The sequence below is a fragment of the Caulobacter hibisci genome (assembly GCF_016135805.1).
GTDB lineage: Bacteria > Pseudomonadota > Alphaproteobacteria > Caulobacterales > Caulobacteraceae > Caulobacter > Caulobacter hibisci.
This window is the reverse complement of sequence record NZ_JADWOX010000001.1, coordinates 552,952-576,937: the sequence shown is the minus strand read 5'-3', so window position 1 is coordinate 576,937 and position 23,986 is coordinate 552,952. Positions and strand designations below refer to the sequence as shown.

At 69.7% G+C, this 23,986-nt stretch carries 23 protein-coding genes and 2 tRNA genes; 12 read left to right on the top strand and 13 right to left on the bottom strand.

All coding sequences use genetic code 11. The features are described 5' to 3' along the window. Nucleotides 1-85: 85 nt before the first annotated feature. Together I4Q42_RS02785 and I4Q42_RS02780 are read left to right on the top strand one after the other, a co-directional pair. Nucleotides 86-586, top strand: coding sequence for a sigma-70 family RNA polymerase sigma factor (locus I4Q42_RS02785; RefSeq protein ID WP_198574527.1), 501 nt, complete (start codon nucleotides 86-88; stop codon nucleotides 584-586). Then, on the top strand, nucleotides 583-1,356 hold the full coding sequence (locus I4Q42_RS02780) for an anti-sigma factor family protein (protein ID WP_198574526.1): 774 nt from the start codon (nucleotides 583-585) through the stop codon (nucleotides 1,354-1,356). Before I4Q42_RS02785 ends, I4Q42_RS02780 begins: the two co-directional genes overlap by 4 nt. A 132-nt stretch (nucleotides 1,357-1,488) precedes the next feature. On the opposite strand, the gene I4Q42_RS02775 is transcribed toward I4Q42_RS02780, so the two are convergent. After that, entirely contained in the window at nucleotides 1,489-1,710 is a 222-nt protein-coding gene (locus I4Q42_RS02775; RefSeq protein WP_198574525.1) for a flagellar hook protein FlgE, read from the bottom strand. A 242-nt stretch (nucleotides 1,711-1,952) separates the two neighbouring features. Here I4Q42_RS02775 and I4Q42_RS02770 point away from each other — a divergent pair, with 242 nt between their 5' ends. Continuing rightward, nucleotides 1,953-3,611: a M28 family peptidase gene (locus I4Q42_RS02770; protein WP_198574524.1), complete on the top strand. Its 1,659-nt coding sequence runs from the start codon at nucleotides 1,953-1,955 to the stop codon at nucleotides 3,609-3,611. A gap of 85 nt (nucleotides 3,612-3,696) precedes the next feature. Further along, complete coding sequence (locus I4Q42_RS02765; protein WP_408611036.1) at nucleotides 3,697-4,326, top strand: DUF998 domain-containing protein; 630 nt, start codon at nucleotides 3,697-3,699, stop codon at nucleotides 4,324-4,326. 235 nt (nucleotides 4,327-4,561) lie between these two features. On the opposite strand, the gene tuf is transcribed toward I4Q42_RS02765, so the two are convergent. The 3 genes from tuf to I4Q42_RS02750 all read right to left on the bottom strand — a co-directional run bounded on the left by tuf (nucleotide 4,562) and on the right by I4Q42_RS02750 (nucleotide 6,070). Beyond that, nucleotides 4,562-5,752 carry an elongation factor Tu gene (gene tuf, locus I4Q42_RS02760; RefSeq protein ID WP_198574523.1) on the bottom strand — a complete coding sequence of 397 codons (1,191 nt, stop codon included), beginning with the start codon at nucleotides 5,750-5,752 and terminating at the stop codon, nucleotides 4,562-4,564. Between the two features lie 55 nt (nucleotides 5,753-5,807). Beyond that, nucleotides 5,808-5,881 (bottom strand) — tRNA-Gly (locus tag I4Q42_RS02755). 105 nt (nucleotides 5,882-5,986) lie between these two features. Continuing rightward, a tRNA-Tyr gene (locus I4Q42_RS02750) sits at nucleotides 5,987-6,070 on the bottom strand. Nucleotides 6,071-6,243: 173 nt separating this feature from the next. Here I4Q42_RS02750 and rlmB point away from each other — a divergent pair. From rlmB to I4Q42_RS02730, 4 genes are all read left to right on the top strand, one after another. Further along, a complete protein-coding gene (gene rlmB, locus I4Q42_RS02745) occupies nucleotides 6,244-7,080 on the top strand; it encodes a 23S rRNA (guanosine(2251)-2'-O)-methyltransferase RlmB (protein WP_198574522.1) in 837 nt (278 codons plus the stop codon). A 119-nt stretch (nucleotides 7,081-7,199) separates the two neighbouring features. Continuing rightward, nucleotides 7,200-8,894 carry a hypothetical protein gene (locus tag I4Q42_RS02740; protein ID WP_232792785.1) on the top strand — a complete coding sequence of 565 codons (1,695 nt, stop codon included), beginning with the start codon at nucleotides 7,200-7,202 and terminating at the stop codon, nucleotides 8,892-8,894. 125 nt (nucleotides 8,895-9,019) lie between these two features. After that, nucleotides 9,020-9,751: a TerC family protein gene (locus I4Q42_RS02735; RefSeq protein WP_198574520.1), complete on the top strand. Its 732-nt coding sequence runs from the start codon at nucleotides 9,020-9,022 to the stop codon at nucleotides 9,749-9,751. A 4-nt stretch (nucleotides 9,752-9,755) separates the two neighbouring features. Continuing rightward, nucleotides 9,756-10,139 carry a DUF423 domain-containing protein gene (locus I4Q42_RS02730; protein ID WP_198574519.1) on the top strand — a complete coding sequence of 128 codons (384 nt, stop codon included), beginning with the start codon at nucleotides 9,756-9,758 and terminating at the stop codon, nucleotides 10,137-10,139. Here I4Q42_RS02730 and I4Q42_RS02725 read toward each other — a convergent pair. Both I4Q42_RS02725 and I4Q42_RS02720 read right to left on the bottom strand, forming a co-directional pair. Further along, a complete protein-coding gene (locus tag I4Q42_RS02725; protein ID WP_198574518.1) occupies nucleotides 10,136-10,918 on the bottom strand; it encodes a CPBP family intramembrane glutamic endopeptidase in 783 nt (260 codons plus the stop codon). The two genes, I4Q42_RS02730 and I4Q42_RS02725, sit on opposite strands and share 4 nt — an antisense overlap. Before the next feature lie 102 nt (nucleotides 10,919-11,020). Next, nucleotides 11,021-12,232: a multidrug effflux MFS transporter gene (locus I4Q42_RS02720; protein WP_198574517.1), complete on the bottom strand. Its 1,212-nt coding sequence runs from the start codon at nucleotides 12,230-12,232 to the stop codon at nucleotides 11,021-11,023. Nucleotides 12,233-12,338: 106 nt separating this feature from the next. Here I4Q42_RS02720 and I4Q42_RS02715 point away from each other — a divergent pair, with 106 nt between their 5' ends. Both I4Q42_RS02715 and ggt read left to right on the top strand, forming a co-directional pair. Beyond that, entirely contained in the window at nucleotides 12,339-13,319 is a 981-nt protein-coding gene (locus I4Q42_RS02715) for an alpha/beta fold hydrolase (RefSeq protein ID WP_232792784.1), read from the top strand. Between the two features lie 107 nt (nucleotides 13,320-13,426). Beyond that, entirely contained in the window at nucleotides 13,427-15,136 is a 1,710-nt protein-coding gene (gene ggt / locus I4Q42_RS02710) for a gamma-glutamyltransferase (RefSeq protein ID WP_198574515.1), read from the top strand. A 15-nt stretch (nucleotides 15,137-15,151) separates the two neighbouring features. On the opposite strand, the gene I4Q42_RS02705 is transcribed toward ggt, so the two are convergent. Genes I4Q42_RS02705 through I4Q42_RS02695 form a run of 3 tightly spaced genes read right to left on the bottom strand, consistent with a single transcriptional unit; the run spans nucleotide 15,152 to nucleotide 16,111 of the window. Continuing rightward, nucleotides 15,152-15,586, bottom strand: coding sequence for a hypothetical protein (locus tag I4Q42_RS02705; protein ID WP_198574514.1), 435 nt, complete (start codon nucleotides 15,584-15,586; stop codon nucleotides 15,152-15,154). After that, entirely contained in the window at nucleotides 15,586-15,804 is a 219-nt protein-coding gene (locus I4Q42_RS02700) for a hypothetical protein (protein WP_198574513.1), read from the bottom strand. The genes I4Q42_RS02705 and I4Q42_RS02700 overlap by 1 nt, the downstream gene beginning before the upstream one ends. 10 nt (nucleotides 15,805-15,814) lie before the next feature. Next, on the bottom strand, nucleotides 15,815-16,111 hold the full coding sequence (locus tag I4Q42_RS02695) for an ArsR/SmtB family transcription factor (RefSeq protein ID WP_198574512.1): 297 nt from the start codon (nucleotides 16,109-16,111) through the stop codon (nucleotides 15,815-15,817). Between the two features lie 136 nt (nucleotides 16,112-16,247). On the opposite strand from I4Q42_RS02695, the gene I4Q42_RS02690 reads away from it, so the two are divergent. Then, on the top strand, nucleotides 16,248-18,458 hold the full coding sequence (locus tag I4Q42_RS02690) for a S9 family peptidase (protein ID WP_198574511.1): 2,211 nt from the start codon (nucleotides 16,248-16,250) through the stop codon (nucleotides 18,456-18,458). A gap of 221 nt (nucleotides 18,459-18,679) precedes the next feature. Continuing rightward, the gene (locus tag I4Q42_RS02685; protein ID WP_408611043.1) at nucleotides 18,680-20,107 is read left to right on the top strand and encodes an amidase; all 1,428 of its coding nucleotides are present in this window, start codon (nucleotides 18,680-18,682) and stop codon (nucleotides 20,105-20,107) included. Between the two features lie 236 nt (nucleotides 20,108-20,343). Here I4Q42_RS02685 and I4Q42_RS02680 read toward each other — a convergent pair whose 3' ends face one another. Genes I4Q42_RS02680 through I4Q42_RS02665 form a run of 4 tightly spaced genes read right to left on the bottom strand, consistent with a single transcriptional unit; the run spans nucleotide 20,344 to nucleotide 23,952 of the window. Then, entirely contained in the window at nucleotides 20,344-20,499 is a 156-nt protein-coding gene (locus I4Q42_RS02680; RefSeq protein ID WP_198574510.1) for a hypothetical protein, read from the bottom strand. Further along, entirely contained in the window at nucleotides 20,493-20,987 is a 495-nt protein-coding gene (locus tag I4Q42_RS02675) for a hypothetical protein (RefSeq protein ID WP_232792783.1), read from the bottom strand. The genes I4Q42_RS02680 and I4Q42_RS02675 overlap by 7 nt, the downstream gene beginning before the upstream one ends. Further along, nucleotides 20,984-22,390 (bottom strand): hypothetical protein, encoded by a 1,407-nt coding sequence (locus I4Q42_RS02670; RefSeq protein ID WP_198574509.1) that lies wholly within the window; start codon nucleotides 22,388-22,390, stop codon nucleotides 20,984-20,986. The genes I4Q42_RS02675 and I4Q42_RS02670 overlap by 4 nt, the downstream gene beginning before the upstream one ends. Then, a complete protein-coding gene (locus I4Q42_RS02665) occupies nucleotides 22,387-23,952 on the bottom strand; it encodes a tetratricopeptide repeat protein (RefSeq protein WP_198574508.1) in 1,566 nt (521 codons plus the stop codon). Before I4Q42_RS02665 ends, I4Q42_RS02670 begins: the two co-directional genes overlap by 4 nt. Nucleotides 23,953-23,986 lie beyond the last annotated feature (34 nt).

Here is a 23,986-nt window from a genome sequence, read left to right as displayed (position 1 = left end):
CGCGCTGGGAGTGGAATAATTATCCGGTTCATGGATTAAACGCCGGACACGGCGCGTTTCTTCCTTCAGGCGACGTAGGCGGACCTTGGATTCTTTTCATAAGGACATGCTGGACCTGCTGCCGCGGCTGCGCCGCATGGCGCGGGTGCTGGCCCGGGATCCCGCCGACGCCGACGACCTGACGCAGCTGACCCTCGAGCGCGCCCTGACGCGCCGGGACCAGTGGCGGGAAGGGACGCGACAAGACAGTTGGATGTTTCGGATCATGCGCAACGCCTGGATCGATGAAAGCCGCAGCCGCGCCCGGCGCGGTCGCGTCCTGGCCCCGCCGGAAGCGGGCGCCAACGCCGCCGATCCGGCCGCCCAGACGCTGGACAGCCGCCTGGCCCTGACGGCCGTCGAGGCGGCGCTGGACGCCCTGCCCGAGGACCAGCGCACGGCGGTGGCCCTGGTGCTGATCGAAGGCCTTTCGTACCAGGAAGCCGCCGACAGCCTCGAAATCCCGATGGGAACCCTCACCAGCCGCCTCGCCCGCGGCCGCACGGCCCTGCAGGCCGCACTGATCGACCAAGGAGCCAGGCCATGACCGTGAGCGACGAAGAGGTCTTCGCCTATGTGGACGGCGAGTTGCCGCCCGAGACCATGGCCAGGATCACCGCGGCCATGACCAAGGATCCCGCCCTGGCGGCCCGCATCCAGGCCCAGAAGGATTTGCGACGGCTGCTGTCGGGCGCCCATGCCGGGGTGTTGCGCGAGGCCATCCCGCCGAAGCTGAAGGCCGCCGCCACCAACGGCGCCAAGCCGGCCGAGGTGATCGCCTTCCCGCAGCCCAAGCCGAAGGAAAAGGCCAAGGACAGGATCCGCGTCCAGAAGCCGGCAAGCCCATCGACGCGCCCGGCCTTCGCGGTGCGCAAGCCGCCGGTCTGGGCGGCCATGGCCGCCTGCCTGGTGGCGGGCCTGGCCGTCGGGCGCCTGGCCCTGCCCTCGCCGCCGACCGCCGACGGCCGCGCCGCCGAGCTGCCGACCGCCGTCGGGCCCCTGGCCCAGGCGCTGGAAGACGGCACGGCGGCCGGCGCGGCCTCCGGGCCGGTGCGGGTCGGGGTGACGTTCAAGAGCCAGGCGGGCCGCTATTGCCGCACCTTCCAGGGCCAGACCCAGGCCGGCGTGGCCTGCCGGGCGGAGGGCTCGTGGCGCGTGCTGGCGGTTTCGCCGGCCGCTACAGCCGCCGGTGGTCAATATCGCCAGGCCGGCTCGGAGACCCCGGCCGCGGTCATGGCCGTGGTCGACGACATGATCGCCGGCGCGCCGCTCGACGCGGCCGGCGAGGCCCAGGCGGTCAAGGCCGGCTGGCGCTGAGCCGAACCTGACCAACAGGCGGATTGGGTCGCCGCCCCCTGGATAGACTAGGGGGAAAACCCAGGAGGCGGCGTATCCGCGCCCTTCGCAGGGGGGGACGCGAGGCGGGCGCGGATAATGACCGGAGGACGGCTAGGCCAGAAGGTCCAGCAGCGCCCCGGTCATCTCGTCGGCGGTGCGAAGCACCGCGGCGTTGGCGGAGAAATCGGTCTTGGCCGAGACCTGTTCGACTCGCTCGGCGGCGAGATCCGTCTTGGCGGCGACCCCCGCGTCGGCGCCGACACGTTGGGCGCTGGCGGCCAGACGGCCCGTGGCGGCGCTCATTCCGGCGGCGGATATCGAAAAGGCCTGCATCAACCGTTCCCCTGTCTCTTTCGCGAAACTGACGAGGTTCGGTTAAGCCCTTCTTCATATTTAGGGTGAATTTCGATCGACCTTACCAAGTTATGTAGAAAATTTTTGCCATTAAGGTTACCCCACGGAGCGCTTCGCCCTCCCACATTACAAAACCTTCAGGCGAGGCCGCTCGACAACAACGGGCCGTCTCTGCAAGGTCGCCGGCTTCGCGGGCCGCGGGTCCGCCATGGAGCCGATGCATGCCCTTCTCGCGCCGCGCCGCCTATCTGAGCGCCGCCCTCGCCCTCGTTTTCGCCGCCCAGCCGGCCCTGGCGGGCTCCAAGGCCTTCGCCCCCTCGCCCGACGCGATCCGGGCCCACATGACCTTCCTGGCCGACGACCTGATGGAAGGCCGCGAGGCCGGCACGCGCGGCTACGACCTGGCCGCCAACTACGTGACCAGCCAGTTCGCCCTGCTGGGGCTGAAGCCGGCCGGCGACGCCGGCTCCTATCTGCAGACCGTGCCGCTGACCGCCTACCGCCCGGCTTCCAATGGCGAATTCAAGGTCGCCGAGGCCGGGGCCGCGCCCTCGGCCCTGACCTTCGGCGAGGACTTCCTGCCCAGCCCGCAGGCCGACAGGGCCGAGCTGAGCCTGGACGCGCCGCTGGTGTTCGTGGGCTTCGGGATCAGCGCGCCGGAGCGCGGCCGCGACGACTTCGCCGGCCTCGACGTCAAGGGCAAGATCGTCGTGCTGCTGTCAGGCGCCCCCAAGGGCTTCCAGACCGAGGAACGCGCCCACTACGGCTCGATCGGCGTCAAGCGCGCCGAGGCCGCCCGCCGCGGCGCCGTCGGCGTGCTGACCCTGGCCACCCCGGCCGGCGAGAAGCGCCGTCCGTTCGCGCGCGGCGTGGGCGGCAATCGCGACTGGCGGATGACCTGGCGCGCGCCCGACGGCGCGCCGTTCGTGCGCGGCGGCTCGGCGCCCAGCCTGGCCTCGATCAGCGTCAAGGGCGGCGAAAAGCTGTTCGGCTCGGCCGCCGGCAAGCTGGCCGCCGCCTACGCCGCCGCCGAGACCCAGGACGGCAAGGTCGAGGGCTTCGCCCTGCCGACCACGGCCGCCGTCGCCCTGAAGACCGAGATCCAGAAGCGCCGCAGCAGCAATGTCGCCGCCCTGATCGAGGGCTCGGACCCCACGCTGAAGAGCGAAGTGGTGGTGCTCAGCGCCCACCTCGACCACGAGGGGATCAAGGAAAACCCCAAGCCTGGCGAGGACGCGATCTATAACGGCGCCCTCGACAACGCGAGCGGGATCGCCACCCTGCTGGAGGTCGGTCGCGGCTTTACCAGCGGCAAGGCCCGGCCCAAGCGCTCGATCCTGCTGCTGGCGGTCACCGCCGAGGAGAAGGGCCTGATCGGCTCGGAATATTTCGCGCACAATCCGACCGTGTCGAAGGCCAACCTGGCCGCCGACGTCAATCTGGACATGCCGGTGCTGCTGTATCCGTTCGTCGACGTGGTGGCCTTCGGGGCCGACCGCTCGACGATCGGGCCGATCGTGGCCAAGGCCGCCGCCCGGGTCGACGTGGCCCTGTCGCCCGACCCCATGCCGGAGGAAGGCCTGTTCACCCGCAGCGACCACTACCGCTTCGTCGAGCAGGGCGTGCCGTCGGTGTTCCTGATGACCGGCTTCAAGAATGGCGGCGAGAAGGCCTTCAAGGACTTCCTGGCCACCCACTATCACAAGGTCAATGACGACCTGGCCCAGCCGATCGACTACCAGGCGGCCGCCAAGTTCGCCCGGGTCAATTACGAGATCGCCCACGACCTGGCCGACGCCCCCGCACGTCCGACCTGGAAGGCCGGCGACTTCTTCGGCGGGATCTTCGCGCCGAAAGGTCATCCGTCGGCCGCCCACTGATCGGAAATCGATCGAAGGGAAGACGATTGACCGACGCGGCGAGGAGGCCGATTTTGCCTCCTCGTTGGTATCGAGAGGGAATCTGGTGGCCAGTACGGGCGCGCTCCTGAAGCTCGGCGTGATCACGCCCGTGGCGATGGTGGCCGACGTCTGGCTGGCCCAGCGGCTGTTCCCCGGCTTCGATCCGGGCGCCCAGTTCATCAGCGAACTGGGCGGCCCCGCCGCCCCGGCGCCGGTGGTGTTCAACCTCGGCATGATGCTGGCCGGGATCGCCGGCCTGTTCGCGGGGGCCGGCTTCGCCCATGCTCTGGAAAAGGCTGGCGGCCGTCGGCAGGTCTCGGCCTTCGCCGGCCTGTGGGTGGCGCTGACGGGCCTGGGCGCCTTCTTCGCCGGGGCCTTCCATTGGCCCGACCCGATGCACCGCGCCTGCGGCGTGGGCCTGGCCATCCAGTTCGCTCCCCTGTTCACCGCCTGGGCCCTGTGGGGCCAGCCAGGCTATCGCCGCCTGGCGCACTTCTCGCTGGGCTGGTTCTTCGGCCTGCTGCTGGTCCTGGCCCTGCTGACCGGCGCCTGGAACATCCGCACCGGCGCCGATGTGGGCCTCTGGCAGCGGGGGCATGCGTTCCTGGGCCTGCTGTGGCTGGCCATAGCCGCCTGGAACCTGGAACGCGGCTGGCGCGCGGCGCCGGCGGAGATGGAGCCGGCGGCGGCATGAAGACCTCTTTCCTTCTCCCATAGGGAGAAGGTGGCGCGAAGCGCCGGATGAGGGGTTAGGGACTTTTGACGGCGTGTCGGCACGCCGGTTGGCGGCGTACCCCCTCACCCTCCCAGGCTATCGCCTGGGCCCCTCCCTCTCCCTCTGGGAGAGGGTCATAAGCAGAGCCCAAAAGAAAAGGCCCCGGAGTTTCCTCCGGGGCCTTCGCTTTGTCAGCCGAAGCTAGAAGCGTCGATTATTCAACGATTTTCGCGACGACGCCGGCGCCGACGGTGCGGCCGCCTTCACGGATGGCGAAGCGGAGCTTCTCTTCCATGGCGATCGGGGTGATCAGCTCGACGTCCAGCTCGGCGTTGTCGCCCGGCATGATCATTTCCACGCCTTCGCGCAGCTTGATGATCCCGGTCACGTCCGTGGTGCGGAAGTAGAACTGCGGGCGGTAGTTGGTGAAGAACGGGGTGTGACGGCCGCCTTCTTCCTTGGTGAGGATGTAGGCCTCGGCCACGAACTTGGTGTGCGGGGTGATCGAACCCGGCTTGCACAGCACTTGGCCGCGCTCGACGTCTTCGCGCTTGGTGCCGCGCAGCAGCACGCCCACGTTGTCGCCCGCTTGACCTTGGTCCAGCAGCTTGCGGAACATTTCGACGCCCGTGCAGGTGGTCTTTTGGACCGGACGGATGCCGACGATTTCGACTTCTTCACCGACCTTCACGATGCCGCGCTCGACGCGACCGGTCACCACGGTGCCGCGGCCCGAGATCGAGAACACGTCTTCGACCGGCATCAGGAAGGCCTGGTCGATCGGGCGTTCCGGCTGCGGGATGTAGTCGTCGACCGAAGCCATCAGGGCCAGGATCGCTTCTTCGCCGATCTTGGCGTCGCGGTTTTCCACGGCGGCCAGGGCCGAACCCTTGGTGATCGGAATGTCGTCGCCCGGGAACTGGTAGGACGACAGCAGCTCACGAACTTCCATTTCGACGAGCTCGAGCAGCTCTTCGTCGTCGACCATGTCGACCTTGTTCATGAACACGACCAGGGCCGGCACGCCGACCTGACGGGCCAGCAGGATGTGCTCGCGGGTCTGCGGCATCGGGCCGTCGGCGGCCGACACGACCAGGATCGCGCCGTCCATCTGGGCGGCGCCCGTGATCATGTTCTTCACGTAGTCGGCGTGGCCGGGGCAGTCGACGTGAGCGTAGTGACGGTTGGCCGTCTCGTACTCGACGTGGGCGGTGTTGATCGTGATGCCGCGGGCCTTTTCTTCCGGCGCAGCGTCGATGTCGGCGTAGTTCTTGGCGGTCGCGCCGCCCGACTTCGCCAGCGTGATCGTGATCGCGGCCGTCAGCGTCGTCTTGCCATGGTCAACGTGACCGATGGTGCCGATGTTGCAGTGCGGCTTATTACGTTCGAACTTTTCCTTGGCCATCGTCTCTACCTTCGCGCCGGCGGCTGATTGTTTACGGGTATCACTTCGAGGGAGCTGGAGCGGGTAGCGGGAATCGAACCCGCATCCTCAGCTTGGAAGGCTGCTGCACTACCATTGTGCTATACCCGCCCTCTAGAACCAGAACTGGGCCTGGCTGGCAGCGGGGTCGCGATCGGCTCCCGTCTCTTGGCTCGGGGGCCTAGCCCTCTTTCCGGTCGTTCAGTTCATCGCGCGTGGTGGGGGAAGAAGGACTCGAACCTTCGAAGCTTTCGCAGCGGATTTACAGTCCGCCCCCTTTGCCGCTCGGGACATTCCCCCACGGCGCGATGTGAACTCCGGAAGAGGCGGCCGTATCTTCGATCTTCGCGGCCGTGTCAAACGGCTGCTGTGGATCGAGGAACAAAAGCTCTTTGAGCAGGTTCGGACGGTGCTAAGCAGCGCCGGACCGGCTCGCGGAACCTCGTGGCCCCCAAATCGGAGCGCGTCTTATAGTGTCCTCTCATTCTGAACGCAACGACCGTGGAAGGCCAAAAGCGCCAGAACGTGAAATTCGCGGCAAGCCTCAGAAAAACAAGCACTTTTCCAAGCCTCACAGCGACGAAAAGGACTGGATCTGGGGGAATCACGCGGTCGAGGCGGCGCTTTCGAACCCTTCCAGGCCCGCGCCGAAGCGCCTTCTGGTCACGCCGGACCGCGCCAAGCGACTCGCGCCGAATCTTCAGCGTCACCCCGCCCTGCAGGTGATGGAGGCGGTCGATATCGCCCGGCAGTTGCCGCAGGGCGCGGTGCACCAGGGAATCGCCATGAAGGTGGACGAGCCCGAGCCGCTGTCGCTGGCCGAACTGGCCACGCCGGCCGAGGGCGTCATCGTCATGCTGGACCAGATCACCGACCCGCAGAACGTCGGCGCCATCTTCCGCTCGGCCGCCGCCTTCGGGGTCAGGGGCGCGGTGCTGCAGGACCGCCATGCGCCGATGCTGTCGGGCGTGCTGGCCAAGACCGCCGTGGGGGCGGTAGACAAGGTGCCCTACGCGCGCGTGGTCAATCTCTCGCGGGCTCTCGAGGAACTGGCCGACCTGGGCTGGCGGGCCGTGGCCCTGGCCGGCGAGGCCGAGGAAAGCCTGGAAGCCGTGCTCGACGGCGGCCCCACGGTGCTGGTGCTCGGCTCGGAGGGCGAAGGCGTCCGCCGGCTGGTGGCCGAGCACTGCGACGCGATGGGAAAAATCCCCATGCCCGGCGGCTTCGAGAGCCTGAATGTGTCCGCCGCGGCGGCGATCGCGCTCTATGAAACGTCACGGGTTCGCGCCGGAGGTGAAATCGGTTCGTGAATCCACATTAACCGTTTTGATTTCGTCGCAACGACGTGTTTTCCTCGCGAGCGAAAGCCTTCGCGAGCCTCAAGTATGACCGCTCGCGAAGGGTTTTTGCCATGGGATCGGGGGACCCGATGTTGCAAGTGAAGTTCCGGACGGCCGCTTTGGCTTCGTCCGCGGCGTTGGCGCTGGCCCTGACGGGCTGTGGCGCGCGGGAGCCGGCCGATACGCCGCCGACCGCCGCCACCGAGCGCCCGCCGGCGCCGGCCCAGAAGCCGGAGTTGCTGGGGGCCGCGCCGGGCGAGGCGCCGGCGTCCGACGGCCTGCTGGGCGGGCCGATCGCCCAGCCCACGCCGGTGGCCGTGACCACCGGTGATTCCCGCCTGAAGACCTGGCGCCGCGCCGACGGCACGCTGGTGACGGCGATGAAGCCGATCGCCAATCCGCGCGAGGTGCGCACGCACGTTCGCGCGCAGCCCAAGCCGCACCATCCGCGTCCGGCCCCCACGGCCGCGCGTCCCGCGCCGGTCGCCGTCGCCCATGCTTCGCCCAAGCCGGTCTACAAGCCCGCGCCCGCCCCTGTGAAGGCCGCGCCGAAGCCGGTGGTGGTCGCCGCCAAGCCAGCGCCGGCTCCCGTCCCCGCCAAGGTCGCGCCGAAGCCGGCTCCGGTGGCCGCCAAGTCGCCGCCTCCCGCGCAGGTCGCCAAGACCGAGCCCCTCAAGCCCGTCCCCCCGCCCGCCAAGCCGGCGACCCTGGCCAAGGCCCCGACCGTGGCGCCCGTCGCGCCCGTCGCCGCCAAGCTGCCGCCGAAGGTCGAGAAGCTGCAGGCCGTCGTGGCCCCCGCCGCCACCAGCGGCGCGGTGCTGGCCACGGCCGAAAGCCTGAAGACCGGCAAGGAAGGCCAGGTGACCCTGTCGCTGCCGGCCACGCTGGGCGATTTGATCAAGGAACAGGCCGCCAAGTTCGGCCTGGGCAAGCCCGCCAAGAAGGTCAGCGCCTATGCCGACCTGGAAGGCCAGGGCTACGAGATCACCCCGAACGGCCGCCAGACCGCCACGGTCAAGCCGGGCGAGCCGACCACCTTCGCCTGGCAGGTCAAGCCGACTCCGGACGCCAAGGGCGCGCTGACCACCCAGTTCGGCGCTTCGCTGGACGGCGGCAAGGCGCCCCAGCCCTTCTCGCTGGGCGTGATCACCAAGCAGGTCGCCGCCGTTCCGGAAAAGGCCAAGGACGCCGCCAAGGGCTTCAAGCTGCCGGCCTTCCTCGACGCCCAGGTCGACGTCCCCGGCGTCGGCAAGGTGCCGGGCAAGTCGCTGCTGGGCGCGGGCCTGGTGCTGCTGGCCCTGATCATCCTGGTGGCGATCTCGCGCGGCGCGGCCAAGGCCCGGGCCCAGGCCGAGCGTCGCCGCAAGTTCCGCACTCTCACCGACTACGGCCGCAACGAGCCGGAGTTCGACTCGCCCAAGGCCCAGGACGTGGCCTATGTGAACCCGATGGTGGCCGCCGCCGGCGGCGGGGTCGTAGGCGCCGCCGGCGCGGCGATCTTCAACCACCACCAGGAAGCCAAGGCCGAGGCGGCCGCCGAAGCCGCCGCCGAGCACGAGCCCTTCCCGGCTCCGGCCGACGACAGCCCGCAGGTGCAGCACGTCAGCGACGTCGCCCACGCCGAACCGGTGGTCGAAGCCGAGCCGGCCGCTCACGCCGAACCGGTCGAGCATCATGAACCGGAAGCCCACGCCGAGGCGGCCGACGACCACCACCCGGCGGTCGAACACCCCGCCGCCCCGGCCGAGCCCGCCCGCAACCGCGAGCCCGAACCGGTTCACTAAGTCGCCTGTTCGATAGAGGGGCCTGTCCGCGAGGACGGGCCCTTTTTCGATCGGTTGTCGCCAAGCTTTCCCAGGATCGCAGCCTGGTGCTTGCCAGGGCGCGCGGCCTGCCCCATTGAGACCGCATGCTCGACGCGCTCTTCTCCTCCGCTAGCGGCCCGCTGACGGCCTTCCTTCAGGTCCTGATGATCGACCTCGTCCTGGCCGGCGACAACGCCGTGGCCGTGGGCCTGGCGGCCGGCGGACTGCCGGTCAAGGACCGCAAGAAGGTCATTCTCTACGGCCTGGGCGCGGCCGTGGTGCTGCGCATCGGCTTTGCCCTGATCACCACCTGGCTGCTGGGCGTCGTGGGCCTGCTGCTTGCCGGCGGCTTCCTGCTGCTGTGGGTGTGCTGGAAGATGTGGCGCGAGATGCGCGAACAGGCCGCCCAGGACGCCGCCGACGCCGCGGCCATGCTCGACGCCGATCCAAACACCGAACCGCAGGCCAGGGCGCCCAAATCGTTCAAGAGCGCCTTCCTGCAGGTGCTGATCGCCGACGTCTCGATGTCGCTGGACAACGTGCTGGCCGTTGCCGGCGCGGCCCGCGAACACCCGGGCATCCTGGTCTTCGGCCTGCTGCTGTCGATCGCCCTGATGGGCCTGGCCGCAAACGCCATCGCCAAGCTGCTGCACAAGCACCGCTGGATCGGCTTCATCGGCCTGGCCATCGTGCTCTACGTCTCGCTGCACATGATCTGGGAAGGCCACCGCAGCGTGGTCATGGACCTGCACAAGACCGAGCAATACAACGCCGCCGCCCCCAACATCGTCGACATCAAGCCCGACGAAGTGGCCAAGCACGAGAAGCATCGCTAGGCGCATGGCGAAGTTCTGGACGCCCAAGACGTACCTGCCCCTGGCCGCGCTGAGCGGCTTCGTCTCGGTCGCCGTCGGGGCCTTCGCCGCCCATGGCGTGCACGAAACCCGGCCCGTCGAGCTGTTGAAAACCGGCGCGCTCTACGAGATGACCCATGCCCTGGCGGTGTTCGCCGCCTTCGCCGTGGCGCGGGCGACCGGGCGCTCGGGCGGCCTGCCGGCGGGCCTCTTCCTGTTCGGCAGCGTTGTGTTTTCGGGCACGCTCTATGCCCTGGCCTTCGGCGGCCCGCGCATCCTCGGCGCCATCACGCCCATCGGCGGCCTGGCCTTCCTGGCCGGCTGGCTGGTGCTGGCCTGGAACGCGCGCAAGGTCGCGACCGAGGCTTAGAGCCGCCGCCAGGCGCGCACGGCTTCCACCACCGCGAACAGGCAGGCCGAGGCCGCCAGGCTGGCGATCACCACGGCGTCGAACTCCCCGCCCCAGCGGTGCTGGCCCGGCGCGCCCAGGAGCGCGGCGGCGACCGTGTTCTTGGCCAGATGCGCCCCGAGCGCGAACTCCAGTCCGCCCAGTCGTACAACGGCCCAGCCATAGGCCGCGCCCGAGACGAAGTGCAGGGCGACCAACAGGCCGTCGGATTGCAGGTGGGCGATGCAGAACACCAGGCTGCTGGCCAGCACCAGCAGCAGGTTGCGCCAGCCGGCCGAGGTGTCGCCGGACAGGATCCAGCCCCGGAACAGCACCTCCTCGGCCATAACCGCCGGCGCGCCGAACGCCAGGGCCGCGAGGCAGAACGCCGCCGCCTCAAGCCCCGAGGGATAGGCGACGAAGGCTCCGTGCTCGGCGCGGAAGCCGACGGTCGCGCCCAGGGCGGCCAGTTGCAGCAGGGCGAACGGAACGAACCCCGCCGCCAGCAACGGCCAGCGGAAATGCTTCGCCGTGGTGACGAACGACAGTGGCCGACGCCGAAGCGCCCAGGCCGCCGCCAGCCAGAGGCCCAGCGCCAGCCCCGCCAGCACCAGGGCGTCCTGGAGGATCGGCGCGGCGTCGGCGACGGCCGCGAGCCATCCCCCGCCCGCCGGTTCGGGGGCCAGAGCCCCGGCGATCCAGTCGAACGCCAGGATGCCGACGCCGCTCAGGGCCAGGCCCAGAACGCCGCCGCCGATCAAGGCGACCGGCGCCCTGACGACGAGGCCGCCACCGAGACGAGCTTTTGATTCCGATACACGCACAGCGCTAGCCTAGCGGCTCGCGACGTGCGGGCAACCGCCCTACGCCTTCCTCGGAACCGCCAGCAGGAAGATCGCCAGGGCCGAGCCGACCAGGCAGGCGAACATCACCGCCGCCGCCGGGCGCGGGGTGCCGTCGTGCAGCATGCCGCCGGCCCAGGAAGCCACCGCCCCGGCCGCGAACGACACCCCGCCCATCAGGGCCGAGATCGAGCCGGCCCGGCGCGGATCGACGCTGAGCGCGCCGGCCATGGTGTTGCCCGACATCAGGCCGTAGGTCGAAAGGGCCAGGAACAACAGCGGCAGCACGGTCCACTCGCCGCCCAGGCCCGTCCAGGCGAAGAAGGTCAGGGCCAGGGCCAGGATCACCGAGGCGGCGCTGGCGCGCATCAGCACCTGGTCGGGCTTGAACCGGCGCAGCAGGAAGCGGTTGACCTGGCTGGCCCCGATGATGCCGACGGCGTTCAGCGCGAAGATGATGTTGAACACCAGGCTGGAGTGACCGTAGGTGCCCATCACCAGGTCCGGCGAGGTCGAGATGTAGGTGAACAGCACCGAGCCGTTCAGCGCCCCGGCCAGGCCGTAGCCCAGCAGGCGCTTCTCGCGCAGCAGCAGGGCGAAGGCGCGCAGCGGGTTCTCGGCCCGGGCCTGGGCGGCGGTCTCTTCCGAGCGCGACTCCTTGAGGCCCAGCGCCACCCACAGGCCGATCGCCAGGCCGAAGACCGCCATCACCCCGAACACCCAGCGCCAGCCGGCGACAGCGTCGATCGCCCCGCCCAGCTGCGGCGCCAGCACCGGGGCCAGCCCCATGATCAGGGTCATCAGCGACAGCACCCGCGCGGTCTCGGCGTGGTCGAAGCGGTCGCGCACCACCGCTCGGGCCACCACCGCCCCGGCGCAGCCGCCCAGGGCCTGGACGAAGCGGGCGGCCAGCAGCACCTCGATATTGGGCGCCAGGGCGCAGGTCAGGGAGGCGACGGTGTAGATGCCCACGCCCAGCAGGATTGGCGCGCGCCGGCCCAGGCGGTCGGAGGCCGGGCCATAGGCGAACTGGCCGAGAGCCATGCCGGCGAAGAAGGCCGCCAGGGTCAGCTGGGTCTGCTCGGCCCCGACGTGCAGGCTGCGTCCGATGGCCGGCAGGCTGGACAGGTACATGTCGATCGACATCGGCGCGAAAGCCGTCAGCGCGCCCAGGAGCAGGACGAGCCGCCACGGCGTGGCGGGCGGCGAGGAGGCGGGCGCGGTCGAAGTCATGCCGCCTTCTACTCCCGTCTGCCGCTGCGGAAAGCCTTTATCGCGCTTGCGGCGCCGCCTGCCCGCCCGCAATCTGACCGCAGATAACATAACAAGGGAGACGTCCATGGCTTGGCCACAGCCGCAGTTCGCGCAGATCAACGGCATTCGCCTGGCCTATTACGAGGCCGGGCCGCGCAGCGGCGTCCCCATCGTCTTCTCCCACGGTTTTCCGGAACTGGCCTACAGCTGGCGTCATCAGGTCGCCGCCCTCGCCGAGGCCGGCCACTGGGTGATCGCGCCGGACCAGCGCGGCTATGGCCTGAGCGACAAGCCCGAGGCGGTCACCGACTACGACATGGCCCATCTGACCGGCGACCTCGTCGGCCTGCTCGACCACCTGGGCGTGGAGAAGGCGATCTTCTGCGGCCACGACTGGGGCGGCATCATCGTCTGGGCCATGCCGCTGCTGCATCCGGATCGCGTGGCTGGGGTGATCGGCCTGAACACGCCGTTCGTGCCCCGCCTGCCGATAGATCCCATCGAGATGTTCAAGGCCGCCTATGGCGAGGACATGTACATCGTCCACTTCCAGACGCCGGGCGCCGCCGACGCCCTGTTCGGGGAGGACGTCGACAAGACCATCCGCTTTTTCATGCGCCTGCCCGGCGACGGCGTGGTCGGTTTCTCCTCGCGGCCAGCCGAGCGGCGCTCGCTGGCCCTGCAACTGGCGCTGCAGCACTTCGACCCAGCCGGCGACGACAAGCAGTTCCTGACCGACGCCGAGCGCGCGGTCTATGTCGAGGCCTTCGAGAAGGGCGGCTTCACCGGCCCGATCAACTGGTACCGCAACTTCACCCGCAACTGGGAGCGTTCCGAGCCCCTGCCCCGCCGCATCGACGGCATCCCCTGCCTGATGATCATGGCCGAGCACGACGTCGTCCTGCCGCCGTCCCTGGCCGATCGCATGGGCGAGCAGATCGGCGATCTGGAAAAGGTGCTGATCGAAGGCAGCGGCCATTGGACCCAGCAGGAAAAGCCCGCCGAGGTGAACACGGCGATCCTCGACTGGCTGGCGAGACGGTTTGGAGACGCCCGCCCGACCTAGGGCAGCAGCCGCCCCGCGACAGAGCGCCCGGATCCACGCCTCGCGCGCTGGTGACAAGCCTGGTGAATGCTCTAGCCTCCTTTGCGGGATCACAGGGGAAGCCGAACGTGCAGCTGTTCACCAAGATCGGGCTCGTCTTGGCGACGGTCCTCGCCCTCGCGGCGTCGCCGAGCCTCGCGGCGGCCAAGCCGAAGCCCGTCGCGGCCACGGTCTCGTCTCGGGCCCTGACCGCCGGCGCCGTCGCTTCGCCCGACCGCTATGGCGCCCTGGCCGCCGAGGAAATCCTGCGCAAGGGCGGCAACGCGGTCGATGCGGCCGTGGCCACGGCCTTCGCCCTGGCGGTGACCTATCCAGAGGCCGGCAATCTGGGCGGCGGCGGGTTCATGACCCTGTATGTCGACGGCAAGCCCTACTTCCTCGACTACCGCGAGACCGCCCCGGCCGCGGCCACGGTCGGCATGTACCTGGACGCAAAGGGCGAGGCGGTGGCCGCCCGCAGCCAGTTCGGCAACCTGGCGGTCGCGACGCCCGGCACGGTGCGCGGCATGGCCATGGCCCACAAGCGGTTCGGCAAGCTGTCGTGGGCGCAGGTGCTGGCCCCGGCGATCCGCTACGCCCGCGAGGGCTTCCTGGTTACGCCGCAGCTGATCGGCAACCTCGAGGACGCCCAGGCCTCGTTCGTCGGCGTCACCAATTTCGACGCCCGGTTCGGCGGGCTGAAGGCCGGCGCGGTGTTCCGCCAGCCCGAGCTGGCCGCCACCCTGCAGCGCATCGCCAAGGGCGGCGACGCCGAGTTCTACACCGGCAAGACCGCCGACCTGCTGGTCGCCCAGATGGCGCGCGGCGGCGAGAAGGGCTTGATCACCAAGGCCGACCTGGCCGCCTACAAGGCCGTCTGGCGAGAGCCGATCCAGGCCGACTGGCGCGGGTTCAAGGTGATCACGGCCCCGCCGCCCAGCTCCGGCGGGATCGCCCTGCTGCAGTTGCTGATGATGAAGCAGGAGGCCGCCCCGCTGTTTTCGGGCGTGGCGCTGAACAGCCCGCAATATGTCCACCTGGTCGCCGAGATGGAAAAGCGGGTGTTCGCCGATCGGGCCGAATATCTGGGCGATCCGGACTTCTGGAAGGTTCCGGTCTCGAACCTGATCGACCCGGCCTATGTCGCCCGCCGCGCGCGGGAGATCGACCCGGCCAAGCCCTCGCCCACGCCCTCAGTCAAGCCGGGGCTGGAAAAGCCGCAGACCACCCACTTCTCGATCGTCGACCGCTGGGGCAACGCCGTCTCCAACACCTATACGCTGAACGGCTGGTTCGGCTCGGGCGTCGTGGTCGAGGGGGCGGGCTTCCTGCTCAACGACGAGATGGACGATTTCTCGGCCAAGCCGGGCGCGCCCAACATGTTCGGCGTGGTGGGCGGCGACGCCAACGCCGTCGCGCCCGGCAAGCGGCCGCTGTCGTCGATGACCCCGACCATCCTGACGCGCGACGGCAAGGTGGCCATGGTGATCGGCACGCCGGGCGGATCGCGGATCTTCACCTCGGTGTTCCAGGTGCTGGCCAATATCTACGACTACGGGCTGCCGCTGGATCAGGCGCAGAAGCAACGGCGCTTCCACCACCAGCTCCTGCCCGAGAACGTGATCTTCTCCGAACCGTACGAACCCTTCCCGGCCGCGCTGACCAAGGCCCTGGAGGCGCGGGGCTACAGGATCGAGATGGGGTTCGTCGGCGACATCGAGGCCATCCAGGTCATCGACGGCGCCCCGGTTCCGGCCGCCGATCCCCGGGCGCGCGGGGTGGGCAAGGTGGTTCCGTAACCAACGGACGCGCCCTCAGCGCCAACGGTCGCCCTTGTCGAGCACAAGCGTCTTCACGACATGGCGCCAGGGCACGACGAGCGGGAAGACCACGACCAGCAGGCAGGCGAAGGTGGTGGCCAGGGTGCCTTCGTCCATCTGGCCGCTCGCCCACTTGGGCGCGGCGACGACGGCCAGCCAGATCGCCTTCCAGGCCATTTCGAACAGCAGCAGCGGCAGCATCCGCAGGGGATGGCGCAGGCCCAGCAGCGCCAGCAGCGACAGCGCCCCCAGCATGCACTGGACGACGCCCTCCATCAGCTCCCAGCCGGCGTGGCGCAGGACGATGCCCGGCCACACCTGAATCCCCAGGCCGACGATCAGCAGCAGATAGGCGCAGCGCAGGGCGTTGAGACGCCAGGCGGGAAGCTCGGCGGACCTCGCCGGGAGCGACGGTGCGAGGGCGACCATCACTCGACGTCCTTGAGGATCTTCTCGATGGCGGACAGGCGGGCCTTGATCTCGTCCAGACCGTCGAGCACCGCCTGTTGGGCGGCGCCGCCCTGCTGGGCGGCCGCCTTGGCCTGGGCTTGGGCCTGGGCCACGCGAGACCAGTAGCGCATGCCGAAGATGACCAGGACGGTCGCCAGCGGCAGGCCGATCGTCAGCAGATAGATGTTCGCTTGCATGCAAGCCCCCTTACTTTTCCGGTTTGTCGGACAGCGTCGCGGCGGCGGCCGCGACGGTCTCGGGCGTGAGTTCGACGTGGAAGGCGACGACCTCGAAATAGTTCAAGGCCTTGCCGTCGGCCGACAGCTCCAGCTGGCTGGTGACCAGCCCTGCTTCCTCGAGCTTGTTCAGGTGCAGATGGAGCAGCGGCCGGCTGATGCCGATCTCGCGCGCCAGCTGGCTGACATAGTTGCGCCCGCCCACCTTCAGCGCCGCGAGGATGCGGAGCCGATGGGGGTTGTCGAGCGCCGACAGGATCGCCGCCAACTCGTCCCCCCCTGTCATTCTGCATGTCCGCATTTCATGTGTCAGTTATTTCTGACATATGAAATGAAGTCAAGCCGGAAGCGCTTCGACGATCTGAGGGCTGACAACGGCGCCGCTCGGCACTAGCGTCCCCGCCATGATCCGTCCCTCGCTCCTGGCCCTCTCGGCCTGCCTCGCCCTGGCTCACCCCGTGATGGCTGAAAAACTTTCCCCGGAACGCCTGTTCGCCGATCCCGACATCAACGGCCCGACCGCCAAGGGCGTGGCCCTGTCGCCGGACGGCAAGCGCGTCACCTACCTGAAGGCCAAGGCCGAGGCCGCCAACGTCCAGGACCTGTGGGCGGTCGACGTGGCCGGCGGCGAGCCCTACCGGCTGATCGACGCCAACGCCCTGTCGTCGGGCGACAAGGAACTGTCGGAGGCCGAGAAGGCCCGTCGCGAGCGCGCCCGGGTGCTGGCGCGCGGCGTGGTCGAATACAGCTGGGACAGCGAGGGCCGCTTCGTGCTCGTGCCGCTGGACGGCGACCTCTATGTCGACAGCGTCGCCGACGGCAAGGTCAGCCGCCTGACCGAGACCCCGGGCGACGAGGTCGACGCCAAGGTCTCGCCCAAGGGCCGGTTCGTCTCCTATGTCCGCGACCAGAACCTCTACATCCGCCCGCTGGCCGGCGGCGCCGAAACGGCCCTGACCAAGGACGGCCAGGGCGCGGTCTCGTTCGGCGTGGCCGAATTCATCGCCCAGGAGGAGATGGACCGCGACACCGGCTACTGGTGGTCGCCAGACGAGGCGCGCATCGCCTATGCCCGCGTCGACGAGACCGGCGTCGACATCGTGCCGCGCGCCGACATCGGCCCGACCGGCGCCACCGTGGTCGCCCAGCGCTATCCGCGCTCGGGCCGGCCGAATGCGGTCGTCGATCTGTTCGTGCGCGACCTGGCCTCGGGCAAGGTCGTGCAGATCGACCTGGGCGCCAACAAGGACATCTATCTGGCCCGGGTGAACTGGGCCAAGGACGGCAAGACCCTCTATGTCCAGCGCCAGAGCCGCGACCAGAAGACCCTAGACCTGATCGCCTTCGATCCAGCGACCGGCAAGGGCAAGGTGATCCTCACCGAGACCGACGCCCACTGGGTGGAGCTGCACGACGACTTCCGCGCCCTGAAGGACGGCTCGTTCCTGTGGTCGTCGGAGAAGTCGGGCGACAAGCACCTCTACCACTACGCCGCGGACGGCAAGCTGCTAGGGCAAGTGACCCAGGGCGACTGGCCGGTCGACAAGATCGAGGCCGTCGACGAAAAACGCGGCCTCGTCTTCTTCGGCGCCTCGATCGACACCCCGATCGAGCGGCGGATCTATTCGGTCTCGTACGTGAAGCCCGCCGCCCCGGCCGCCCTGACCCCGGCCGGCGGCTGGTGGACGGCCAAGGTCGCGGCCACGGGCGCCTTCGTGGGCTCCTATTCGGACCCCAAGACCCCGCCACAGACGGCGCTCTACGATCCGGCCGGCAAGCGCGTGCGCTGGATCGAGGAGAACAAGCTCGACGCCGCCCACCCCTATGGCCCCTATGCCGGCGCGCACATCGTTCCGGAGTTCGGGACGCTGAAGGCCAGCGACGGCCAGGCGCTGCACTATTCGCTGCTGAAGCCGGCCGGCTTCGACGCCAGCAAGAAGTATCCGGTGATCGTCTCGGTCTATGGCGGCCCGCACGCCCAGCGCGTCACCCGCAGCTGGAACGTCAACGACGAGGCCTTCGCCAACGCCGGCTACGTGGTGTTCAAGCTCGACAACCGCGGCTCGTCCAACCGCTCGACGGCGTTCAAGACGGCGCTGGACCGCCGCATGGGCACGGTGGAGGTCGAGGACCAGTTCGCCGGCGCGGCCTTCCTCAAGACCCTGCCCTACGTCGATCCCGAGCGCCTGGGCGTGATGGGCTGGTCGTACGGCGGCTTCATGACCCTGATGATGCTGACCGCCGAGGGCACGCCCTTCAAGGCCGGCGCGGCGGGCGCGCCGCCGACTGAGTGGGGCCTCTACGACACCCACTACACCGAGCAGTTCATGGGCAAGCCGGACGAGAACAAGGCCGGTTATGCGCAATCGGACGTGCTGAACCGCATCGATCGCCTCAAGCCCGGCAGCCTGATGTTGATCCACGGCATGGCCGACGACAACGTCATCTTCGAGAACAGCACCCGCGTGCTGGCGGCCTTGCAGAAGAAGGGCATCGCCTTCGAGACCATGCTCTATCCCGGCGAGCGCCACAGCGTGATCCGCAGCCGGGCTAAGGGCCTGCACGTCCTGAAGACGCACCTCGACTTCTTCGACCGCAAGCTCAAGGGCGAGTGAGCGACCAGCGGCCCCGGTTCTCGCCGGGGCCGTTTTCATATGGAGGGTGGAGCTTGAAGCCTCTGTTGTTGCTTGGCGGGGCCGCCCTGCTTCTCGCCGGTCCGGTCCAGGCCGCGCCGAAGACTTTGAAAGCGCCGCCGCAGACCGGTGTCGAGATCGGGTTCGGTGTCGACGGCGGCGAGCTTTCCCTGGAAGCCGAGCAACTGCTGCTGTCCAATGGCGTGCCCGGTGAACTGCTGGTCGCACAGCACCTCGAAAGGATCGAGGCTCTCGACCCGCGCCTGAACGCCGTCCTCGCCGTCAATCCCGACGCCCGGAAGATCGCCCGCGCCCTCGACGCCGAGCGCAAGGCCGGCAAGGTGCGCGGGCCGCTCCACGGCCTGCCGATCCTGATCAAGGACAATATCGACACCCGCGATCCCATGGCCACCACCGCCGGCTCGCTGGCGTTGAAGGACAATGTCACCGGCCGCGACGCCCCGCTGGTCGCCCGCCTGCGGGCGGCGGGCATGGTGGTGCTGGGCAAGGCCAACCTGTCGGAATGGGCCAATATCCGCTCGCCGCGCTCGACCAGCGGCTGGAGCGCGGTCGGCGGCTTCACGCGCAATCCCTACGCCCTCGACCGTAGCCCCTGCGGCTCGTCCAGCGGCTCGGGCGTGGCGGTGGCCGCGGGCCTGGCGCCGGCCGCGATCGGCACCGAGACCGACGGCTCGATCACCTGCCCGGCGGCGATGAACGGTCTTGTGGGCCTGAAGCCGACCGTGGGCCTCGTTTCGCGCACCCACGTCGTGCCGATCAGCCACAGCCAGGACACCGCCGGCCCGATGACCACGACGGTGCGCGACGCGGCCCTGCTGCTGACCGCCATGGCCGGCTCCGATCCCGCCGACCCGGCCACCGCCGAGGCCGACGCCCGCAAGGCCGACTACGCCGCCGCCCTGTCGAAGGACGCGCTGAAGGGCGTCACCCTGGCGGTGGCGCGGTTCTACACCGGCGACTCGGCCAAGACCGACGCGGTGTTCGAGCAGGCCCTGAAGGACCTGCAAGCTCAGGGCGCGACCCTGGTGGACGTGAAGGCCTTCGACGAGGGCCCGGTCGGCCGCGCCGAGGGCGTGGTGCTCTACACCGAGTTCAAGGCCGACATCGCCGCCTACCTGGCCTCGACCGACCCGGACAAGGTCAAGCCCCGCACCCTGGCCGACCTGATCGCCTTCAACGCCGCGACGCCGGCGGAGACCCGTTGGTTTGGCCAGGAGAGCTTCGAGAAGGCGCAAGCGTCCAAGAGCCTGACCGATCCCGACTACCTGAAAGCCAAGGCCGACGCCAAGCGCCTGGCCGGTCCCGAAGGCATCGACAGGATCCTCAAGGAGACCGGCGCGGTCGCCATAATCGCTCCGACCACTGGTCCGGCCTGGACCATCGACCCGGTCAACGGCGACCACTACGGCGGCTCGGCCACCACCCTGCCCGCCGTCGCCGGCTACCCCCACCTGACCGTGCCCATGGGCCAGGTCGAAGGCCTGCCGGTCGGGCTGTCGTTCATCGGCCCGGCCTGGAGCGAGGCCCGGCTGCTGAGCCTGGGCTACGCCTACGAGCAGGCGACGAAGCGGCGGGAACCGCCGGTGCTGAAGGCGACGGTGGGGCCGTAGAGGGGATCCCTCTCTCTTTGAGAGAGGGAGGGGCCCACGCTGCAAGCGTGGGAGGGTGAGAGGTTACATTCATCGCCGGATGAGGCGCGATCAAACTCCGCCTCTCGAAACTTAAAGCCACCCCGTCGCCATCCCGGCCGAAGCGCCCGAGGTAGTCCGGTTAGCGGTGAAACCTCTCACCCTCCCACCGCTTCGCGGCGGGCCCCTCCCTCTCTCTCAGAGAGAGGGATTTTTCATCACACCTTCGGCCGGATCACCTCGATCGGCGGCGGGGGCGGCGTCACTTCCGACGGGTGCGGCGGCGGGGGCGGGCTGTGGCCGTGGCCGTGGCCGCTGGCGCAGGCGGTCAGCAGCGCGGCGACGAGGCCCAGCAGCGCCAGACGGCTCAGCATCCGCGCGTCCCCGGGAACAGGCCCAGGCCGGCTCGGAAGCAGCGGTGCTCGCCGCGCGGGTCCCAGTATTCCGTGGAGCCGTCGGTGCGCTTGATGGCCCAGCGCTCGCCGGTCTGGCCGTCGCGGCCGACCACGGCGATGTCGCCCGGCCCGCGCGAGGTCACCGCGTAGCCGTCTCCGGTGAGGGCGTCGGAAGCGCAGCTTTCGGTGACGCCCGGCCGCGACAGGTCGCCCCGCAGGCCGGCCGAGGAGCCGGTGCGCTGGTTGTAGGCCGAGACCTCGGTCCCGCCCTGGCCGCTGACGAACACCTGGGTGCCGGTGGCCCGGTCATAGGTCATGACATCGGGCGCCTGGCCGGTCAGGGGCGCGCCGCAGGGGACGCGGCCCCCGGGACGCTTGGCGCCCTGCGCGGGGCCTGGCTGGGCCTGTGCCAGGCCGGCGGCGGCCATGGACAGGGCGACGGCGCCGATGGCGAGCGTGCGGATCATCGCGGGCTTCCTTTCGGGGCGGCGATCGGACCGCCAGCGGCGGCCGAGGCTTCATCGGGATCGAGCGGACCGCCGGCCAGGGTCGCGGCCGAAGGTCCGACCGGCACGGCGGCGATGGCGCTGGTCGGCCAGTAGCTGTCGTAGTCGGCGCGAGCGCGGTCGCGCGGCGTGCGGAACAGCTCCGGCGCCTCGAACCACGGACGGCAGGTCAGGGCGCCGTCGAAATAGCCGGTGACCAGGGCCTCGCAGCCGCCGGGCTTGGCGAAGACGCGGTTGTCGCGGGCGCGGATCTGGGCCCCGCTGTCGGCGAACAGCCCCGCGCGCATGACGCCGGCGATGGCGTTATCCGCGGCGTAGACCGTGCCCGAAGCGGCGTAGATGCCGACGTCGGCGGCTTCCAGCTGACCGTCCAGCACCCGCAGGTCGGCGCCTTCCAGCACCACCGCCCAGTCGCTGTCGCGAACCGTGGGACGCTGCAGGGTGGTCTCGCCGCCGCTGATGTAGATGCCGCGCGAGAAGCCGTCGGTGGTCAGGCCGTCGATCTGAACCAGCTGGTCGCGATTGACGCCGGTCAGCACGAAGCCGGCCGAATTCTTGGTGCGCGACGAGCCGCTCCAGTCGCCCAGGCGCATCACGCGGATGTCGCGCAGGCGGCTGTCGCGGCCGGTCTCGACGGCCATGCCGATGGCGGTGGCGGCGACGTCGACGTCCTGGGCCTGCAAGCCGCCCGACAGCTTGACCACCGGGGCCCGGGTGCGGCCGATGAAGGCGGTCTCGATCAGCTCCACGCGGCTGTCGGCGACGTCGATGGCCGAGGCCTCGCCGTCGTAGCGGACGACGACGCGCTTGAGGCCCAGCTCGGTGGCGCGGCCGACGATGCACGAGGCCGAACCGCCACGGCTGGATTCCAGACCCAGGTCCTTGAGCATCACATAGGCCACGCCGGGGGCGATGCGGATGCAGGGCTGGTCGTCGGGCGCCAGCAGGATCGGCCGGTCGCGCGATGGGCTGTAGTCGCGGGCGGCGATGATCACCGAGCGGGTGATGTTCAGCGTCTCGACGCAGGCCCCGCCGTTGCGCGACGTCAGGGTCAGGGTGTCGCCGTCATAGAGCCGCGAGAGGACGTCGCTGACCTCGCCCGGATAGGCGATGTCGCAATCGACGCTGGTGCGGTAGCGCTCGTAGGGGCGCGACGGATAGTAGGGCCGGCGCGGCGGCTTGCGCTTGATCGGGCGGACCTTGCAGCCGTGCGACAGGTTCGGCTCCAGCAGCAGGCCGAAGCAGGGTCGGATCTGCTGATCGACCTTCGCGTCGGGCGAGGCCAGTGCGAGCTCGGGTGCGCCGGCCGTCACGACCAGGCCCAGGGCGACGAGCGCCGTCGCGAGCAGGCGAAGGGGCCTCATCGATAGTCCCTCTCAAGATTGGCGGGAGTGGCGGTCGCGGGACCCGCGTTGGCCGGACCGGCATAGGGCCTCGCCTCGTAGGGCCGGGGCCGCTCGCCCGGCGCGCGCGGCGGGCGTGAGACCTGGGCCAGCAGCTGTTGCAGCCGCCAGACCGACGGCTTGAAGCCGGCCAGGGCCCCGTCCAGCTGGTAGACCACCGCCTTGGCGCGATCCTGGTCCGCCACGCCTTGCAGGCCCAGCGAGAAGAAGGTCGACATGGCGTACTTGGCCTCGGGCGAGCCCTGGCGTTCGGCCTCCTCGTACCAATGGTAGGCGCGGGCGTAGTCGCGCGGCACGCCGACGCCTTCGGAATACATCACCGCCAAGACCAGCTGGGCCTTGGACGAGCCGTTGACAGCCGCGTACTGCACCGCCCTCACCTTCTCGATCGGCGTCAGCCGGCCGGTGGTCGGGCGGCCGATCGAGGCCTGGAAGGTCTGGGCGTCGTTGAGGCTCAGCAGCCGCTCGTCGAGCAGCGGCGCGGGGATGATCCGCAGATAGGACAGCGCCTCGCCGACATGGACGAAGGGCAGCTCGTGCAGGCGGGCCAGGGCCGATTCCCGGGCCTCGCCCGACGGATCGCTCTCGTCGGAATGGGGCACGCCGGAATCGGGGGAGTCGGCCGGATAGAACTCGTAGGGCGGGATCCAGCGCTTGGCCTTGCCCTCGACGAAGCCGCCGTAGGAGGCCCGCTGCGGCGAGGACCGCTCGAAGTCCTTCAGCATCACATAGGCCGAGACGTCGCCGGTCTGCACCGCAAGGTAGTTGTAGAGATAGGCGTCGACGTCGTTGCGGCGGAACAGGTCCAGCGCCGCAGGGGCACCGATGCGCTTGCGGTCGCCATAGGCCTCGACGGCCTGGAGGTTGTCGGACGGCTCGCCATAGGGCCCGAAATAGCCGTCGTGCATCCGCGCCAGGGTGCGGAAGCCGTCGGCCCCTTGCGTCGACAGGATGTAGATCACCCGGTTGCGGACCTGCTCGCGCTCCTCGGTCGACATCCGCGACAGCTGGCGGTCGAGGGCGCCGTAAGCGGCGTGGCGCTCATAGGCCCGGCAGTCGTCGAAGCGCGAGGCCGAACGGCCCTTGCCGCGCGGCTCATAGGCGGCGATCGGCGCATAGCCGGCAGAATTGGCCAGGGCCGTGGCGTACCAGGTGGCCGCCTCGACCGGGTCGTCGAGGTTCTTGTCGCTGGCCCGCTGGCCTTCGTAACGACGGGCCAGCTCCAGCTGGGCGAAGAAGTCGCCGCGGAAGCCGCCCTGGCGCAGGTTGCGGATCTCGATCTGCTGCTGGTTGAACTGGCCCGATACCCCTTGCGCCGCCTGCGGACGCGGACAGGCGCTGGCGCGCTTGGCGAACCACTGGTTGACGGAAAGGTCGCAGCCGAACAGCGGCGCGGAGAGCAGCACAGCGGCGGCCACGCCCAATGGCAGCCGGCGGGTCGGCCATCGGCGCGCCGCGACCCACGAGGTCGCCCTGCGCGTCAGCTTGGAGAGGAGCGAAACAGCATCGCTGGCCTCGTGCATCGCTCCCCCTTCAGCACGCCGTTAACCATAAATC